The organism is Bradyrhizobium sp. Kon56 (assembly GCF_055807635.1).
The window spans coordinates 49911-67112 of the sequence record NZ_JBVVOU010000022.1; the positions used below are offsets into that span (position 1 = coordinate 49911).

20 protein-coding genes are annotated in these 17202 nt (G+C 64.7%); 15 read left to right on the forward strand and 5 right to left on the reverse strand.

Annotated features, from left to right (window positions below; translation table 11 throughout):
- Nucleotides 1–41 precede the first annotated feature (41 nt).
- Nucleotides 42–824, forward strand: coding sequence for an SDR family NAD(P)-dependent oxidoreductase (locus tag AC0L3B_RS28135; protein ID WP_085351353.1), 783 nt, complete (start codon nucleotides 42–44; stop codon nucleotides 822–824).
- Nucleotides 825–1155: 331 nt separating this feature from the next.
- On the opposite strand, the gene AC0L3B_RS28140 is transcribed toward AC0L3B_RS28135, so the two are convergent.
- On the reverse strand, nucleotides 1156–1566 hold the full coding sequence (locus AC0L3B_RS28140; protein ID WP_083926391.1) for a response regulator: 411 nt from the start codon (nucleotides 1564–1566) through the stop codon (nucleotides 1156–1158).
- An 89-nt stretch (nucleotides 1567–1655) separates the two neighbouring features.
- On the opposite strand from AC0L3B_RS28140, the gene AC0L3B_RS28145 reads away from it, so the two are divergent.
- From AC0L3B_RS28145 to AC0L3B_RS28165, 5 genes are all read left to right on the forward strand, one after another.
- Entirely contained in the window at nucleotides 1656–2663 is a 1008-nt protein-coding gene (locus tag AC0L3B_RS28145; RefSeq protein ID WP_018455214.1) for a chemotaxis protein CheB, read from the forward strand.
- Between the two features lie 8 nt (nucleotides 2664–2671).
- Nucleotides 2672–2938 carry a hypothetical protein gene (locus AC0L3B_RS28150; RefSeq protein ID WP_018455213.1) on the forward strand — a complete coding sequence of 89 codons (267 nt, stop codon included), beginning with the start codon at nucleotides 2672–2674 and terminating at the stop codon, nucleotides 2936–2938.
- A 170-nt stretch (nucleotides 2939–3108) separates the two neighbouring features.
- Nucleotides 3109–6276 (forward strand): CheR family methyltransferase, encoded by a 3168-nt coding sequence (locus AC0L3B_RS28155; protein WP_473381447.1) that lies wholly within the window; start codon nucleotides 3109–3111, stop codon nucleotides 6274–6276.
- Nucleotides 6276–7022 carry a Crp/Fnr family transcriptional regulator gene (locus tag AC0L3B_RS28160; RefSeq protein WP_085351355.1) on the forward strand — a complete coding sequence of 249 codons (747 nt, stop codon included), beginning with the start codon at nucleotides 6276–6278 and terminating at the stop codon, nucleotides 7020–7022. The genes AC0L3B_RS28155 and AC0L3B_RS28160 overlap by 1 nt, the downstream gene beginning before the upstream one ends.
- Before the next feature lie 138 nt (nucleotides 7023–7160).
- Nucleotides 7161–7373 (forward strand): hypothetical protein, encoded by a 213-nt coding sequence (locus AC0L3B_RS28165; RefSeq protein WP_473381448.1) that lies wholly within the window; start codon nucleotides 7161–7163, stop codon nucleotides 7371–7373.
- A 46-nt stretch (nucleotides 7374–7419) separates the two neighbouring features.
- Here AC0L3B_RS28165 and AC0L3B_RS28170 read toward each other — a convergent pair whose 3' ends face one another.
- The gene (locus AC0L3B_RS28170; protein ID WP_204511416.1) at nucleotides 7420–7704 is read right to left on the reverse strand and encodes a hypothetical protein; all 285 of its coding nucleotides are present in this window, start codon (nucleotides 7702–7704) and stop codon (nucleotides 7420–7422) included.
- A 310-nt stretch (nucleotides 7705–8014) separates the two neighbouring features.
- On the opposite strand from AC0L3B_RS28170, the gene AC0L3B_RS28175 reads away from it, so the two are divergent.
- From AC0L3B_RS28175 to AC0L3B_RS28200, 6 genes are all read left to right on the forward strand, one after another.
- Nucleotides 8015–8221, forward strand: coding sequence for a hypothetical protein (locus AC0L3B_RS28175; RefSeq protein ID WP_018455208.1), 207 nt, complete (start codon nucleotides 8015–8017; stop codon nucleotides 8219–8221).
- Between the two features lie 2 nt (nucleotides 8222–8223).
- A complete protein-coding gene (locus tag AC0L3B_RS28180) occupies nucleotides 8224–8424 on the forward strand; it encodes a hypothetical protein (RefSeq protein ID WP_026232903.1) in 201 nt (66 codons plus the stop codon).
- A gap of 80 nt (nucleotides 8425–8504) precedes the next feature.
- The gene (locus AC0L3B_RS28185; RefSeq protein WP_247336171.1) at nucleotides 8505–9581 is read left to right on the forward strand and encodes a flavodoxin family protein; all 1077 of its coding nucleotides are present in this window, start codon (nucleotides 8505–8507) and stop codon (nucleotides 9579–9581) included.
- The gene (locus AC0L3B_RS28190; RefSeq protein ID WP_473381449.1) at nucleotides 9578–10483 is read left to right on the forward strand and encodes an NAD(P)/FAD-dependent oxidoreductase; all 906 of its coding nucleotides are present in this window, start codon (nucleotides 9578–9580) and stop codon (nucleotides 10481–10483) included. The genes AC0L3B_RS28185 and AC0L3B_RS28190 overlap by 4 nt, the downstream gene beginning before the upstream one ends.
- A gap of 18 nt (nucleotides 10484–10501) precedes the next feature.
- Nucleotides 10502–11446, forward strand: coding sequence for a cation diffusion facilitator family transporter (locus AC0L3B_RS28195; protein WP_085351359.1), 945 nt, complete (start codon nucleotides 10502–10504; stop codon nucleotides 11444–11446).
- A gap of 160 nt (nucleotides 11447–11606) precedes the next feature.
- Nucleotides 11607–11795 (forward strand): hypothetical protein, encoded by a 189-nt coding sequence (locus AC0L3B_RS28200; RefSeq protein WP_018455203.1) that lies wholly within the window; start codon nucleotides 11607–11609, stop codon nucleotides 11793–11795.
- 21 nt (nucleotides 11796–11816) lie between these two features.
- Here the strand turns inward: AC0L3B_RS28200 and AC0L3B_RS28205 are convergent, their stop codons facing one another.
- On the reverse strand, nucleotides 11817–12074 hold the full coding sequence (locus AC0L3B_RS28205) for a hypothetical protein (protein WP_240543306.1): 258 nt from the start codon (nucleotides 12072–12074) through the stop codon (nucleotides 11817–11819).
- A gap of 285 nt (nucleotides 12075–12359) precedes the next feature.
- Between AC0L3B_RS28205 and AC0L3B_RS28210 the strand changes: the two genes are divergently transcribed.
- Complete coding sequence (locus AC0L3B_RS28210; RefSeq protein ID WP_018455201.1) at nucleotides 12360–12734, forward strand: hypothetical protein; 375 nt, start codon at nucleotides 12360–12362, stop codon at nucleotides 12732–12734.
- A 3-nt stretch (nucleotides 12735–12737) separates the two neighbouring features.
- On the opposite strand, the gene AC0L3B_RS28215 is transcribed toward AC0L3B_RS28210, so the two are convergent.
- Together AC0L3B_RS28215 and AC0L3B_RS28220 are read right to left on the reverse strand one after the other, a co-directional pair.
- Nucleotides 12738–14069, reverse strand: coding sequence for a polysaccharide deacetylase family protein (locus tag AC0L3B_RS28215; protein ID WP_473381450.1), 1332 nt, complete (start codon nucleotides 14067–14069; stop codon nucleotides 12738–12740).
- Nucleotides 14070–14259: 190 nt separating this feature from the next.
- The gene (locus AC0L3B_RS28220) at nucleotides 14260–15033 is read right to left on the reverse strand and encodes a polysaccharide deacetylase family protein (RefSeq protein WP_204511408.1); all 774 of its coding nucleotides are present in this window, start codon (nucleotides 15031–15033) and stop codon (nucleotides 14260–14262) included.
- Nucleotides 15034–15149: 116 nt separating this feature from the next.
- Between AC0L3B_RS28220 and mgtE the strand changes: the two genes are divergently transcribed.
- On the forward strand, nucleotides 15150–16571 hold the full coding sequence (gene mgtE / locus AC0L3B_RS28225; protein ID WP_018455198.1) for a magnesium transporter: 1422 nt from the start codon (nucleotides 15150–15152) through the stop codon (nucleotides 16569–16571).
- A 222-nt stretch (nucleotides 16572–16793) separates the two neighbouring features.
- Nucleotides 16794–17111, forward strand: a complete 318-nt coding sequence (locus AC0L3B_RS28230; protein WP_018455197.1) for a helix-turn-helix domain-containing protein — start codon at nucleotides 16794–16796, stop codon at nucleotides 17109–17111.
- The last annotated feature ends 91 nt before the right edge of the window (nucleotides 17112–17202 follow it).

Here is a 17202-nt window from a genome sequence, read left to right on the forward strand (position 1 = left end):
CGTCATCAACGCCATCGCGAGGATACGAGAAGGATACGCTCATGCCCGCCAATCAACTCGCCGTCGTCACCGGCGCCTCCACCGGCATCGGGCTGGAACTCGCCAGATGCTGTGCCCAAGCAGGTTTCAACCTTGTCATTGCGGCGGACGAGCCCGAGATCGAGAGGGTGGCCGTCGATCTGCGCAGGCTCGGCAGCAGCGTCGAACCGGTCCAGGCCGATCTCGCCACCACCGAAGGCGTCGACAAGCTCTGCGCCGCGGTCGGCGACCGGCCGATCGACGCGCTGCTGGCCAATGCCGGCGTTGGTCTTGGCAAGGCCTTTCTCGACCAGGATTTTGCCAGGATCAAGCACCTCGTCGACACCAACATCACCGGCACGCTGTATCTGATCCATCGCGCCGGCAACGCGATGCTTCGCCGCAATTCGGGGCGCATCCTGATCACGGGCTCGATCGCGGGATTCACGCCGGGCAGTTTTCAGGCGGTCTACAACGCCAGCAAGGCGTTTCTTGATTCATTCTCATTCGCGCTCCGCGAGGAGTTGCGCGACAGCGGCGTCACCGTCACCTGCCTGATGCCTGGCGCCACGGAAACGGAGTTCTTCCGCCGCGCCGACATGATGGATACCAAGGTCGGCACCGAGCCGAAGGACAGTGCCTACGACGTCGCGAAGGCCGGCTTCGACGCCATGTTGCGCGGGGAGTCCGACATCGTGACCGGAATGAAGAACAAGATCCAGACCACGATCGCCAACGTCACGCCGAACGAGATGCTGGCCAAGCAGCATCGCAAGATGGCGGAGCCGGGCACGGCGAAGTCGTAGAACGATACCGTCGCAATCTAAGCTAACCGGTGCGGCGCGGACCGATAAGGAGGACGCCGATTCACATAGCCTAATGCGCAAAGCTCCCCGCGCCATAAGACTGGTTCGGCTGGAAAAAGGGGGCTGTGATGCCGATGGATCGCGTCGAACAGGCCTTTGTCGCAACGGCAATCACGGGTTTTCTCGTCATGATGGCGGCGATCGTCTGGATGATGATGGGTTGATGACCGGGAGGGCTGCTGATTTGCGGATCGCGTTGCCCTATGCTGCGGTGCTTCTGTGTCTGGCGGTGACCGCCTGGCTCGCTTTCGCGCATCTGTTCTGATCGCCGTCAGGCTCGGCCGTGCGGATCGGCGATCAGCGCCGCCAGCCTCTGTGCCATCGCAGGCATATCGATCGGTTTCTCCAGGATCGGCACGTCGTGGAATTCCGGACTGATCGTGACCTTGTCGTATCCGGTCGTGAAGAGGAAGGGGACGTTCCGTGCCTTCAGTTCGCGCGCGACCGGAAAGATCATCTCGCTGCGGATGTTCACGTCGAGCACGGCGGCATCCAGAACACTGCCGTCGTGCAGGATACGGAGTGCGTCGTTGAGATCGCCCACCGGGCCCGCGATGTCTGCGCCGAGCGCGCGACATGCTCTGCCAATGTCGTCGGCGAGAAAATATTCGTCCTCGACAATGAAGATGCGTCGCCCGCTGAGCGCCGACTCTGGACCTGACGATCGAGGCGACATCGCCATGGTGCCTTCCACCCCTTCGTTGCCGGTTCATAGGAACATAGGGCGGTGACCCGCCTTGGTACAAACGAATACAACCGATAGTGGGTTCCATGAGCAACCGCGACATCATCGTCATAGGTGGCTCGGCCGGCGCGACCGCGCCGCTGAAGCAGATCCTGGGCCGGCTGCCGCCGGATCTGCCCGCGGCGGTGTTCATCGTGCTGCACATCCCGGCGCAGGGCATCGGCATTCTCTCGACGGTGGCCAGCAGCGCCGGTCCGCTCCCGGTCCGGCAGGCCGAAAACGGCATGAAGATCGAGCCAGGCCGGGTTTATCTGGCCGCACCGGACCACCATCTGCTGCTGTCCGAGGATCGCGTATTCCTCGGGCGCGGCCCGCGCGAGAACATGGTCCGGCCGGCCATCGATGCCTTGTTTCGCTCGGCCGCCATCAATTACGGCCCCCGTGTGATCGGTGTGCTGCTCAGCGGCCTGTTGTCCGACGGTTCGGCCGGTCTCAACGCCATCAAGCGTTGCGGCGGGATTTCGGTGGTTCAGGACCCCTCGGATGCCATCGCCGATGAAATGCCAAGGAGCGCCCTCGAGGCGACCATCATCGATCTTTGCGTTCCCGGCGCCGGAATGGGCGACGTGCTGTCTGATCTCGCCAGGGAGGCTGCCGGCGCCGCACTGCCGATCCCGCCGGAGATCCGGCTCGAGGTCGAGATCGCGGCCGGCGAACGGATCGGCAGTGACCGTCTCGTCTCGATGGCCGATCCGGTTGCGCTGACCTGTCCGGCCTGCGGGGGCGTCCTGTCCGAGATGAAGGAATCGCACCCGATGCGCTTCCGTTGCCAGGTCGGTCACGCCTTCGCCGCCGACGTCCTCGCAAAAGAGCAGGAGGGGCAAGTGGATGAAGCCCTGCGGGTCGCACTGCGCATCATCGAGGAGCGGGCCGAGCTGGTGCAGCGCATGGCCGCCGACGGACGGCGCAACGGCCGGCCGGCGGTGGCCGAGATGTACCAGGCGCGCGCTGCCGAATATCGCGAATATGCCGACATGATCCGGCGCGTTGTGCTAAAGTCGCTCGATCCTCCCATTCGCAAGCGGGAGGCTTGAGGGTCGCGATGGCCATTTCCCTCGCCGAATGGACCGAGCAGCTCGATACCGAGCGCCGCCATCTGATCAAGGCCGATCGGGATATCGAGGAGGGTTCGCGGCGCATCCTCGATCAGGAGGCGCGCATCCGCGAGCTCAGTGCCGGCGGCCACGACGCGGGCCAGGCGGAACGGTTGGTCGAGGCGCTGAAGCAGACCCTCACGGAATGGCTGCGCCATCGCGTCCTGATCGAGCAGCGGATCGCCTATCTTCGGCAGCAAGTCGGTCCGGAGTGATCTGGGGGCGTTGGCGGGCCACCCAAGCTCAATGCCTAATGCCCAATGCTCGCTGTACGGAACGCAGCGTGACGTTTCCGCCTTGCACCTGTTGGGATAATATCAATTCTGCTATTTGCGGCGAGCGGGCGTCCTCTGGTTCCCGTCAATGAATGAGAGCTACCGAGACCATGCATGAAATCGGCGACCAGTCGGTCGAAAGAGAGCGCCAGACCAGGTCTCCGCTGATCATCGGGGTGGGCGCCGCGCCGACAGCTCTGGATAGCGTCGAGCGGTTCTTTTCCAGGCTGACCGTAAGCGCCGACCAGGCCGTCGTGCTCGCATTCCAGCATCATGAGGCCCTCGACGAGCCGCGGCTGCGCCAGATCGTGCGAAATTCCCACGGTGGCAAGATTTCCGACGTCGGCAACGGCCAGACCATCGAGGGTGGCACGATTTATCTGTGCCCGCCGGCGATGATCACGACGATCCAGGACGGTCGCTTCGGCGTCCGCCCGGCCGAGCAGGCGCCCGGCGAGCGGGCGACGATCGACAGCTTCCTGGTGTCGCTGGCGGAAGAACGCGCCGAGCAATCGATCGGCGTGATCCTGTCCGGCATCGGCGGCGATGGCACGTTGGGTACCGCGACACTGAAGGACCACGGCGGCCTTGCCATCGCCGAAAAAGGCGCGAGCGACGACGCGGATCATCTGAAGGACGCCGATACGCCGGCGGCGATCGCCGACTACGTGCTGACCGCCGAAGACATCGCCGAGCACATCCAGGTCTATGCCCGTCATCTGCGGCGGCTGGAGGAGAAGCAGGGGTTCGATGAGGTGCTGGCCGCTGCAGCGACCTCGCTGTCGCGCATCGCCGACATCCTGCGCAGCAAGACCGGCAATGATTTCCACGGCTACAAGCAGAACACCTTCCTGCGTCGCGTGCAGCGGCGGATGCAGGTGGTCCAGATCGGCGACATTTCCGCTTACGTCGATTTCCTGCGCAACGACCAGGACGAGGCGCAGCACCTCTTCAACGACCTCTTGATCGGCGTCACCGAATTCTTCCGCGACAAGCGTGAATTCGAGGTGCTGGAGAACCAGATCGTCCCGAAGCTCTTCGAAGGCAAGGACGCGAGCCAGCAGGTTCGCGTCTGGGTGCTCGGCTGCGCCACCGGCGAGGAGGCCTATTCGATCGGTATCCTCCTGCGCGAGCACATGGCCAAAATGGACTCCGTGCCGCAGGTTCAGATCTTCGCGACCGACATCGACGGACGGGCGTTGGCGGCCGCGCGCGTCGGCCGCTATCGCACCAAGATCGAGGCGGACATGACCAGCGAGCGCCTGGCGCGCTGGTTCGTGCGCGAAGGCGATACCTATTGCGTGGTCAAGGAGCTGCGCGAAATGTGCATCTTCTCGCAGCACAATGTGATCAAGGACGCACCGTTCTCCAAGCTCGATCTCGTCTCCTGCCGCAACCTGCTGATCTATCTTAATGCCGAACTGCAGAACCGGGTGATCCCGTTATTCCACTTCGCCCTTCTGCCGGATCGGTTCCTGTTCCTCGGCAATTCCGAGAACGTCACGCGGCATCCAAAACTGTTCGTACCGGTCGACCGCCGCGCCCGCATCTTCAAGAAGCTCGAGACCGGAACCCGGCTGCCGCCGGAATTTCCGATCACGACCGCCGCGGGGAGGGCAAACCTCGAGATAGCGCCGGCGCGCTCCTTCCGCCCTGATATCGGGCTGGAGCGTCGCGCGCAGCGGATCGCGGAGCGCTATGCGCCCGCCTATGTCATCGTCGACAGCAACTTTCAGGTCCTGCACTTTTCCGGGCGCACCGGACGCTACATCGAGCCGACGGCAGGCGCCGCCACGCTCGATCTGCTCCAACTCGTCCACCGCGATCTCCGCCTGGACCTGCGGGCGGTGCTCAGCCGCGCGGCGGAGACCAACGAGCCCGCCCATGCCGAACAGGTGCAGCTCGGCGCCAACGGCCAGCACATTCCCGTCGACATCACGGTGGAGCCGATCCAGGAGAGCGGCAGCGGCGATCGCAATTTTGTCGTCCTGTTCAAGGACGGCCCGGTGCGCGCCATCGATGCCGGCGCAGGCAAGCCCAATGCGTTGGTGCAGACCGAGCATGTCGAGCGTATCGAAGGCGAGCTGCGGGCGACGCGGGAGCGCCTTCAGGCGACCATCGAAGAGCTCGAAAGCACCAATGAGGAGCTGAAGTCCTCGAACGAGGAATACCAGTCCCTCAACGAGGAGCTCCAGTCCGCGAACGAAGAACTCGAAACCTCGCGCGAGGAATTGCAGTCGGTCAACGAGGAGCTGACCACCGTGAACGGCGAGCTGGCTCACCGCGTCCAGGAATTGACGCGCGCCACCAGCGACCTCGAGAATTTCCTGGAGAGCACGCAGATTGCCACCGTGTTCCTCGATAACGATTTGCGCGTGATGAACTTCACGCCGGCGATCACGCAGGTTCTGCATCTGGTCGAGACCGATAGAGGCCGCCCCATCGCGCACATCAAGGCGCGCATCCCGATCGAGGACCTCTATGACGACATTCGCGGCGTGCTGCGGACGCTCGTTATCGCCGAGCGCGAGCTGAGGGCGCCGGACAGCGGCACGCGCTACATCGTGCGCATCCTGCCCTATCGCAGCATAGACAATTTTATCGCCGGGGTCGTCATCACCTTCGTCGACATCACCGCCATGACCCGCGCCGAGGAGCGGCAGCGCCTGCTCCTGGCCGAGCTCCAGCATCGGGTCCGTAACACGCTCGGCGTGGTGCGCTCGATCGCCCGTCGCACGGCCGATACGAGCTCGACGGTCGAGGAGTTTGCCTCTCATCTCGACGGCCGGCTCAACGCTTTCGCCCGTACCCAGGCGCTGGTGACCCGCGATCCCGAGGGCGGCGTCGATCTCGAATACCTCGCCGTCGAGGAGATGCTGGCCTATAATGCCAGGGAGGGCGAGCAGGTACGTGTCAGCGGTCCCCCGGTGCGTTTTCAGTCGAAGGCAGCGGAAACCTTTGCCCTTGCCATTCACGAGCTCGCGACCAACGCACTCAAATACGGCGCCCTGAGCCGGCCGACCGGTCGCATCGAGATTTCCTGGCGCCTCGAGCAGGGCACCGACCCGGCGGAGCTGGTGTTCGAGTGGCGGGAGCGCGGTGGGCCGCCGGTTGCGCCGCCGCCGCACAAAGGATTTGGGACCGAGCTTCTGGAGCGCACACTCGCGTTCGAGTTCAAGGGGCAGACCAGGTTGGCATTCAGTCCCAAGGGATTGGAATGCACGATCACCATTCCCCTCAGCAAGCGGGCGTTTCATACACCTGCGGTGGCCAGCTGATGCCCTTGTCGACGCTAGATCGCAGCCAGGTGGACCCGGTCATTCGCCGGCTGAACGTGCTGAGGCCCTTGTCGACGGAGGCCCGCACCTCGCTCGAATACGCGATGCTCGAGGGAATCCAGCGCGCAGGAGCGGGCGAGGATCTGATCTCGGAGGGCGATCCGGTCGACAGCGTGCGCCTCGTGCTGTCCGGCTGGCTCTGCCGCTACAAGACGCTGGAGGACGGCCGGAGACAGATCGTCAATTTTCTCTTTCCCGGCGAAAGTTGCGACGCGCACGCGTTCCTGCTCTCGGTGATGGATCATTCCATCGCGGCGATGACGCCGGTCGTCTACACCGAAATCAAGCGCGCGCGGTTCGAGAGTCTGGTGGCGGGGGACCGTGGGCTCGCGGAAGCGTTCTGGTGCGAGACGCTCGTCAACAACGCGATCCAGCGCGAATGGGCCATCAACCTCGGCCGCCGGGTGGCCTTTGAACGCGTGGCCCATCTGTTCTGCGAGATCATCGAGCGGCTGCGTCCTGTCGGCATGGTCGAGGGCAATTCCTGCGTGATGCCGGTGACGCAAATGGATCTTGCGGACGCCACCGGCCTGTCGGTGGTCCATCTCAATCGCACGGTTCAGGAGTTGCGTGCTTCCGGTCTGATCGTGCTGCGCGATCGCACGCTGACCATCACCGATCTCGATGCGCTCAAGGATGCGGCGCTGTTCTCCCCGAGCTATCTGCAACTCTATCGACGGAGCTAAGCGTTTGCTCGCTTCGGGAACGGTCGTACTTGATCCAGGTTAGTGTTCGCGGATGTTTTTTGAGCGGATGGCTGGTTTTGAGTAATTGACGTAACTTACGTAAAGGCAGTTTCGTCCCGAATCCTGTATTGTCGTTCCATGAACGACGTCCTGCTTGCCCGCGCTGAGCGCGCGTTCGAAGCAAGCCGCGCCCTCCGGGCGCAGCGCAGAGCGGTCGCGGACCAGCTTGATGACGCCACGCGCGAGGTGCGCCGGGTGGTGATGGAAAGCGCGATGCTGCGCTCGGAGCTGAAGGCCCTTCGCGACAACCGGGAAGAGCAGGATCTCAGATACCGCGTGCCGCCGGCATAGGAGCCGACGACACCAACGTGCAGCATGCGCCGGGATAGGGCCCCAATCAACGCCGCTTCGCTGCTTTGGATCGCCTGTTGTAAGGCGAGCGGTTGACGGGCTTCAGCGAAATGCCTTCGCGTTGTGCCTTGCTGCGAATGGCCGCGACCGGACGCTGCAGCTTGATGCTCATGACGCCTGTGGGGGTGTTTCCTTTTGCGAGCTGTTTCAGCTTGCTCACGTCCGCGGGTGTCCACCGTTCGCGCGTCCGGCGCTTGTACGCGGGATTTGCCTTGCGTGGGCCTTTGCGGCCGATCGGTGAGCCCGGCCGTTTCCATGCTGCTTTCGCCATGATGATCCTCCTTCAAGTCCTTCATCAATCAGCGAATCAGCATTTCGGTTCCGGCGCAGACGAGATGGCGCCAGCGCGCGAAGGGAATGCGCGCATCCGTCGCTGCTCGGCCGCCTCGTTTCGCACCAGCAAAATCACGCACCGTTAACTTATTGAAATGCCGGAACCTGCGGTTGCGGCCGAAGCTGCCAACACTGCCGGGCTGGGCCGCCCCAACCGGCACGAAACTCTGGCCCCGGCGCCGACCTCCCGCCGGGGCCAATTCCTCCCATCCCAATTCCTTCCATCTGAAGGGCTTTGTGAAAGTACAATGACCGCGAAACGCAACCGCAGGAAACAGACCCAATCGCTCCAGGAGCGGTTGGCGGCATTCGCCCAAACCGCTCGCGAGCGCGCGCGCAGCCTGCCGCCCGGCAAGGAGCGCGACATGCTGCTTCAGCGCGCCAAGCAGAACGAGGTGACCTCGAACCTGACGGACTGGCTGAGCGAACCCGTGTACCCGAGACGGGGAGGGTGACGATGCGGAGCATCAAGCACTACCGCGCGTTCCAGATCGATCCGGACGGGCATGTGTTTGGATGCATCAACCTGGTCTGCGACGATGATGAGCAGGCCAAGCGCGAGGCCGCCTCGCTCGTGCTGGTGCACCGCATCGAACTGTGGCGGCTGGACCAGCGCATCGCGCAGTTCGATGTGCCGCCGGAAGTTGTCCGCCAGTAGAGCAGCGACACGAGAGCGAGAAGGAACCGCGCGCTGCGCCCCGGGTTGGTCGAACTGTACCGACCTCGCGAGGAGCCAGCATGACGGAAGCCGACATTCGCAAGGGGATGCCGCCCGTCAAGCTCTCGCGCGAGGCCTTCGAGCACCGCTACAGGAGCCGGTTCGTCGATCCCGCCTTTGCACCGCTCCAGCGCGAGCTCGACGCCATCGTCGGCGCAGCCTGGGATGCCTACAGCAATTCACGCAAGGCCCCGCTGACGCGAAAGGCGGGCGCGGGATTCTCCGATCCCGATTACGACATCGCCATCGACTGGCTCGATGCGCGCGCGAAGATCCTGGCGGCGCAGCGACGCCATGACGATGCGGACGAGACGCCGCGCATCCTCATCATCAACGGCTCGGCCCGCAGCGAGCACACCTGTCCCGGCGAGATGTCCAAGACCTGGCGTCTGGTCGAACTCGCCGAGCCGGTCTTTGCCGAGCTTGGGTTTGCCGTCGACATCCTGGACCTGTCGCGCCTGGCCTCGGAGTTCGGCAAGACGATCCATCCCTGCAAATCCTGCGTCGGAACCGCGATGCCGCTCTGCCACTGGCCGTGCAGCTGCTATCCAAACTATTCGCTGGGGCAGACCGACGACTGGATGAACGATATCTATCCGCTGTGGGTCGCGGCCCACGGCATCCTGATCGTGACGCCGGTGAACTGGTATCACGTACCCGCCGGACTGAAGGCGATGATGGACCGCATGGTCTGCGCCGACGGCGGCAATCCCGATCCGACCTCGACCCACGGCAAGAAGGCGGCCGAGGCGAAGGCGCTGGAGCTGAAGGGCTGGCCTTATCCGCGCCATCTCGCCGGCCGTCATTTCGGCCTCGTCGTTCACGGCGATGCGGTCGGTGCCGAGGGCGTGCGCCGGGCCTTGTCGGATTGGTTGACCGATATGCAGTTGATCTCGGCGGGCCGCTTCGCCGAGCTCGATGGCTATGTCGGCTACATGGAGCCATACGCCACCTCGCACCGCGACCTCGATGACGACAGGGCATTCCAGACGGAGGTGCAGAACGTCGCGCGCGCACTCGGCAACGCGGTCCGCCTGGCGCGGAGCGGACAGCTTCGCGAGCCCGGTGCGGGCCTGTCGGATCCAAACCCCAAATGATGGCGAATGATCAGCCGTATGATTGCCTGATCGTCGGCGGCGGCCCGGCCGGGCTGATGGCTGCGATCTACCTCGCGCGATTTCGGCGCCGCGTCTGTGTCGTGGACGCAGGCGCGAGCCGGGCGGCGCTGATCCCGCGCAGTCACAATGTGCCGGGCTTCGTCCACGGCCTCTCCGGCACTGACCTGCTCGCGCGCATGTCCGCGCAACTGGGCGAGCTCGCGGTCACGCGCGTTGATGCCGAGGTCACCAGCTTGCGACGACACGATCACGGTTTTCAGGCGATCTGGAACGGCGGCGCGCATACGGCCGCCACCGTCATCCTTGCCTGCGGCATCGTCGACGCCCATCCGCCGTTCGACGAATGGCGCGCGGCCGTCGCGGACGGGCTGTTGCGCTACTGTCCCGTTTGCGACGCCTTCGAGGCGATCGACCGTCGCATCGGCATCGTCGGTCCGCTTCACCGCGCCGCCGGCAAGGCGCTCTTCATGCGCGGCTACTCGCGCGACGTGACGCTGCTGGCAACGGGCGAGGATGACGGGAAGCCCGCGGCAGCGGAGCTCAATGAAGCCGGTGTCGAGATCGTCGTCGCGCCCGGCCTGCGCCTGAGGCGGCGAGACGACGGCGTTGAAGCCGTCTTCGCCGATGGCCGGACGGCGCAATTCGAGATGGTCTACCCGGTGATGGGTGCGGAAGTGCGCTCGCATCTCGCGATGACGCTTGGGGCCGAACACACCGCAGACGGCTATCTGAAAGTCGACGACCATCAGCGCAGCTCGGTCGACGGGCTCTACGGCATCGGCGACGTCGTCACCGACCTGCACCAGATATCGGTCGCGTTCGGCCACGCCGCGCTCGCCGCCTGCACGATCCACAACAGCCTGCCGCGGCGGCTGGCATGAGGAACGGGGTATCGGACATTGGCAACAGAATCATCCTCGAAGACCGCGGTCTATGCGGCGCTCTTCGGCAATGTCCTGGTCGCGGTCACGAAGATCGGCGCCGCCGCGTGGACGGGAAGTTCGGCCATGACGAGCGAAGCGGTGCATTCGCTCGTCGATACGACCAATGAGATCCTGCTGCTCTACGGCTACCGGCGCGCGAGCCGCTCGCCCGACGAATCCCATCCGCTCGGCTATGGGCGCGAGCTGTATTTCTGGAGCTTCATCGTTGCGCTGCTGATCTTCGCCCTGGGCGCCGGTGTCTCGCTGTATCAGGGCATTCTGCATGTCGCCGCACCCGAGCCGATCGAAAGTCCGATCGTCAGCTTCGTGGTGCTCGGGCTGTCGTTCCTGTTTGAAGGCGGTTCCTGGCTGGTTGCCCTGCGGCGCTTCAGCTCCGACGGCCAGCGGTTCGGGTATTACCAGGCTTTCGTTCGCAGCAAGGATCCTCCGGCATTCATGGTGCTGCTCGAGGACAGCGCGGCGCTGGTCGGCATCGCCATTGCCGCGGCGGCCACTGCCGCGGCCGTATGGCTGCGCCAGCCGGTCTGGGACGGGATCGGTTCGATCATGATCGGGATATTGCTGGCGATCGTGTCGATCGGTCTCGCGCGCGAGAGCAAGAGCCTGCTGATCGGCGAGCCCGCCGATCCGGAGCTTGCGCGATCCGTCCTCGATATCGCAAGGCGGTCGCCCGGCGTGCTCAGGGCCAACGGCCTGCTGACGGTGCAGCTGTCGCCGGTCGAGGTCGTTGCGGCCCTCAGCATCGAATTTGCGGATGACAAGCGCGCCGACGACATCGAGCGATGCGTCGTTTCGATCGAGACCGAGATACGCAAACGTCATCCGAGCGTGGCGGCGCTGTTCATCAAACCGCAGACCGATGCTCGCTATCGGGCGGTGCGCGCGAGGCGGTACGGCTAGCTTCGCGAAGTTCCCCCGAGGTCGCAATCGGCACGACGGCAGGAACGATCACAACATCCCGCTGGTTGACCGGTGCGGGTCGGCGGCATGGACGAGTGCGTCGCCATGTGCCGCTCCTGCGCGCAATCCTGCCGTGCGATGGCGGCCTGAGGACAAGCCCATGCTGGAAGAGAAACTCACGGAAGCCATCGTCGAGGAGCTGAAGCGGCAGGCGGCGAACCGGCCGCAATCGCTGAAGGTCGAACGGGCGCACGACGCGAAAGCCTCGGAGGAGCTGATCGTCAACGGCAAGATCGACTTGGCCGCGCTGGTCATGGTGATCGCCGGATCGGTCGCCGGCGGGCCTTAGGTCCGGCCGTCAACGGCGCCCTCAGCCATATTCCTCGCCGATGCCGTATTCCCGGTAGATCTCCAGCGGATCGAGGTCGGGAAAAAGCCGGCATTTGGCCTGGGCGAGATGCAGGGTCACCGCCGCCGGCTCCTTGCCGTTCGCGAGCATCTTGCGGATGTCGTCCATATGCGCGCTCGGCTGGTGCTTGGTGTCGAGCTGCTCCAGCGCGACCAGCGCAGTCGCCAGCGCCTCGGTCAGAACCCAGTCGTCGTGGCCGGTGATTCCCTTCTTCGGCATCGGCAGACCCCACATGTGGCGACCCCAGTCTATCGGGACTTCCGCCAAATCTCCAAGGAGCCGTTGCAGCCAACAGGCGCGCGGACGGCTCGACGGCCGGGGCTCCGGCTTGCATTATGGCCGGGCGTGGCTAAAAGGCGGCATCGCCGGGGCAAGAGTATCTTTGTTGAAACAAAGTTGGCGTAGACGGGGCTGCATGGCATTCAGGCCGGCTGTTCCGGTCTGGGCTCCTGATCCCCGCATTTGCAACACGGTCGGTTGCGCCACTTCAAGGCTTAAGCCCGCATGGTCTTTTTAAGCTTCGTCTATCGCTTCGTGACCAACTTCGCATTCATGGCGATGGTCTATTTCAGCCTGAATTTCATGGAGAAGTACCAGAACCGGGCGATTATCGCGATCCTGGTGCTGGTCTATACCGGCATGCGCGCAGCTTCGACGCTGCGGGCGTTCTACTTTTACCAGAAGATCGAGAAGCTGGAAGCCGAGACCAAGCGCCTTCAGGCTCCGCTCAATGACGGCACTGGCGGAACGAGTGTGCGCAAGCAGGTCGTGGTTGACGTCGCCCGGCTGCGGCGCGACGGCGAGGTCAAGTCCTATATGGACCTGTTCTTCCTGGCGCTGATCGTATTGCTCTGCGTCGCCAACATCATGCGACAGTAAGCTCTACTGCGCGCGCTTCTTCAGGCTTGCCACACGGGTCGGGCGCGGCGCTGTGCTCTTGGGCGCGGCGCTCTTGGGGGCAGTGCTCTTGGCTGCAGTGCCCTCGGTCTCTGCGGCGTGGTTCGGTGTGCCATGAGCAGCGCGCGCGGTGCGGCGAGCGTGCCACTTGCCGGCTTTGACCTTGGCCGCAGGAGGCGTCTCGGCCGCCATTGCCAGGCGCGTCGCGGCGCGCCGCGACAAGGTTGTCGACAGCAGCACCTCGACCGAGCCTTCCGGGATCGCAAAGAGATCGCGGCCAGGCACGGGCAGGGTGGCCGCGACATTGGCGAGCGCCATGGTCTTGCGCGGCAGCAGCGGTTGGTGCGCGGCCTGTGCGTTGAGGTCGGCCAGCGAGGGTGCCGGAAGCGTCTTGGTCTGCGCGAACACGAAGTTCGGCACGGCCGGCCAGCGCGCGATCGGTGTGGTCTCGGTCGGCGGATGCAGCAGCCATTCCACCGGCGTTGTCGGCGTCGCCAGCTGCTCGGCGGTCGCGGGCACCACGTGCACGATGCGATAGCCGCGCGCCTTGAGGTCGCGGATGATCTTCGGCAGCGCCGCCACCGTGCGGGCCTGGATGTCGTGCAGCAGCAGGATGCCCTTGCCCTTGGCCTCAAGCCGCTGGATTGCGAGCTGATAGACGCGATCGGGCGACACATGGCGCCAGTCGTCCGCCGGGAAATCGGCGCTCCAGACCTGGATGCCGCGCGAGATCAGAACGTTCTCGACGCCGTCGGCGCGCATCAGGCCGGGAATGCGGAAGAACGGCGCGAGCTTGGACGGATCGGTCATTGCGGCCGATGTCCACTCGATGCCGCCATTGATCTGCGCCTCGGCCTTGTCGAGCGGCATCCGGTCCATTGTGAGCGGATGCGTCATGCTGTGGGTGCCGACGGTATGGCCAGCCGCGACCAGCTTGCGCACGCCTTCCGGGTTCGCCTTGGCCTGTTCGCCGATGATGAAGAAGGTCGCCTTGATGCACTCGTCGGCGAGGATCTGCAGCACCTGATTGGAATATTTCGGCAACGGACCGTCGTCGAAGGTCAGGACGACTTCATGGTCCTTCAGCGGCAGCGTCTCGCGGTACTGCATGGTGCCGATGCGGGGATGCTCGTGCGGATCGACCACGAGCGTGCGGGACGTCCCGAGCGCGTCCGGATGGCCGGGGCAGTCGGCCGCAATGGACGGCGAGCCGATGGCCAGGACACCAAGGAATCCGCCAAGGAAGCTGCCAAGGAAGCTGCCAAGGCAAAGGACGATCCACGATCGCGTCCGAGCAACAACGCTACTTCCGATCATGAACCCCGTCTGCCCTCTTACGCGATTGCCGCCATAGTAGGTCGGAGACATCAGCAAACGGTTCAGGCGCAAGAACCGTTACCCAGAACCCTGCCGCGACAAGTCCCCTTGATACTTGCATGGCGTAGCATGAACAGACTGTTAATAGGGCCCAAATCACCCCATTTTGCACCGGCGTGACATTCCGGCATCAATGCGCGTCGGCACTCTTCTGTGATGCGCCCGCCGGCACGACGTGAACCACCCGATAGCGGTTCTCCCTCAGATACCGCAGGAAGGCCGGCATGATCGCAGCCGTACGCGCCTTGGGATCGTGGAGCAGGATGATACCCTTGCCGGCGGCGGCGAGCCGCTCCGTGACGAGCTTCAATTCCTGCTCCGGCGTCATCTCGTTCCAGTCGCTGGCCCACAGGTCGGCCCCGAACACTACGATGCCGCGGGACTGGAGCAGGTCGAGCTCGGCTGGCGTCGCCTCGAAATAGGGGAAGCGGAAGAACGGGGTCGCGGGCGTCGTTGTCGAGGTGCCGTGCAGAGCCAGCTCGACGGCCGCGATGCCGCGGTCGATTTCGCTCTTCGCTTTGTCGAACGGAATGCGCGCCATGAACGGGTGCGAGAAGGTGTGGTGACCGATGCTGTGGCCCTCGCGCGCGATGCGCTTGACCATGTCAGGGTGTTCGGAGGCGTGCAGGCCGATCAGGAAGAAGGTCGCGCGCACGCATTCCTGCGCCAGTGCCGCCAATACCTTCGACGTCGTCGGCGGATGCGGGCCGTCGTCGAAGGTCAGCACGACCTCGTGATCGGCAAGCTCCAGCGTCTGCGGAAAGCTCTTCAGGCCCACGCGCGGCGTGGTCTTGGCGTCGACGCTCAGAATGCGGGAGGTGCCGAGCGCGTCCTTGCGCGGGCACTCGGCGGCTTCACTCGAGGCGATGCCGGTGAGGGCGGCGAGGGCTGCGCCTGCCGACATCGAGGTCCACCTCAGTCGAAGCATCTTTGTCATTGCGCTCAGAGTTGCCTTGTGGGTATTGCCTGAACCGTCAGCTCAGACCACTCGTTCCAACCTGTCGAACGGCGAGGCGCGCCATGGATGAACATCTGGACGGTGCCGCATCTGCCGCGGAATCGGTACTCGACCACGTGCCGATGCGCAATGAAGACGGCGAAATTCGTCACGAATTCGTCGCGGAAATTACCCATGCGATCGAGGCCGGCGACAGCGCCGCGCTGCGCGCCTGCGTTGCCGAGCTGCACGAGGCCGATCTCGGCGATCTCATTGGGGCTCTCGAGCCCGACGATCGGGTCCGCCTGGTTGAGCTGACGGGGCGCGATTTCGACTTCTCCGCGCTGAACGAGCTCGACGAGGGCGTGCGCGAGGAGATCCTCGAGGAACTGCCGCCGCAGACGGTCGCGGAAGGTGTGCGCGAGCTCGAATCCGACGACGCGGTCGAGCTGCTGGAAACGCTCGATCAGGCCGATCAGGAGGAGATCCTCGAGAAGCTGCCGCTCAAGGAGCGCGTCGTGCTCGAGCGCAGCCTGCTTTATCCGGAGAACTCCGCCGGCCGCCGGATGCAGACCGAGTTCATCGCCGTGCCGCAGGATTTCACCGTGGGGCAGGCGATCGACTACATGCGCGAGACGCCGGATCTGCCAGACCGCTTCTACGAGATCTACGTCGTCGACAAGGAGCAGCACTGGCAGGGCGCGGTCTCGCTCGACGTGCTGCTGCGCGCCCGCCGCCCGGTGGCGCTTGCCGAGCTGACCGACGAGGATCGCCGCCGCGTCTCCGTCCTGGAGGACCAGGAGGAGGTGGCGCGCATGTTCGGCAAGTACAATCTCGTCGCAGCCCCGGTGCTCGACACCCAGGACCGCCTCGTCGGCGTCATCACCGTCGACGACGTCGTCGACGTCATCGAGGAAGAGGCGGACGAGGACCTCAAGGCGCTCGGCGGCGTCAACAGCGACGAAGAGCTGTCCGACACCGTGTTCACCATTGCACGCGCGCGGTTCAACTGGCTGCTGGTCAATCTCGCCACCGCCTTTCTGGCGTCGTCCGTGCTCGGCCTGTTCGAGGGGCAGCTCGAGAAGATGGTGGCGCTCGCCGTGCTGGCGCCGATCGTCGCAAGCCAGGGCGGCAATGCCGCGACCCAGACCATGACGGTCGCGGTGCGGGCGCTGGCGACGCGCGAGCTCGGCTCCTCCAATGCCTGGCGCGTGGTGGTGCGCGAGGGCCTGGTCGGCCTCGTCAACGGTCTCGCCTTTGCCGTGATCACGGGCGTCGCTGCGGTGGCCTGGTTCAGGATCCCGGGCCTCGGCCTGGTCATCGGGCTCGCCATCATCGTGAACCTCTTCGCCGGCGCACTCGGAGGCATCCTGATCCCGATGGCGCTCGAACGTGTCAGGGCCGATCCGGCCGTGGCCTCCGGCACGTTCGTGACAACGGTCACTGACGTCGTCGGCTTCTTCTCCTTCCTCGGCATCGCGACGTTGTGGTTCGGGTTGAGGTAGGGCTACACGCACTCTCGTCTCCCCGGCGCGCTGCAACGCCCTTGGCGTTGCTGCGCAACCGGGACCCAGAAGCGGCACAGTATTGCAGCGACATGGGCCCCGGCTCTGCAGCGCACCGCTGAAGAAGCGCTGCGCTGCGTCCGGGGCACGAGACCGTATACGCAGCCATCATCTTTAATCCGAACTTAAGCGAGCTGCCGCATCATCGCCTTGCTTGGGGGAATGAGCATGCGTGTGCGGTTGAAGGCGGACGGACGGATCGTCGAGTTGCGGGATGGGCAGGAGTTTCCGGTCCAGCCGTTTCCAATCCAGCCCGTACCTAACGCAGCGCCGCCCGACACCAGCTCGCTCGCCGTGCGCGATTTGCGCCGCCGTGCCTGCCTGACCCAGATGGAGTTCGCGGCCAAGCTCGGCGTTCCCGTCGAGACCATCCGCAATTGGGAGCAGGGCAAGCGGGCCCCGCGGGGACCCGCCCGCGCGCTGCTCGCTGTGATCGCGCATGCGCCTGACACCGTATTCCAGGCGCTCGCCAAAGCCTGAGCTCGAGGCCTAACCTCAAGGCCTGACGTCAAGGCCTGGCACGAACCTCCCGTTAGCATTGCGCGCAAGATCCGACCCGGCGGCCGGTGTC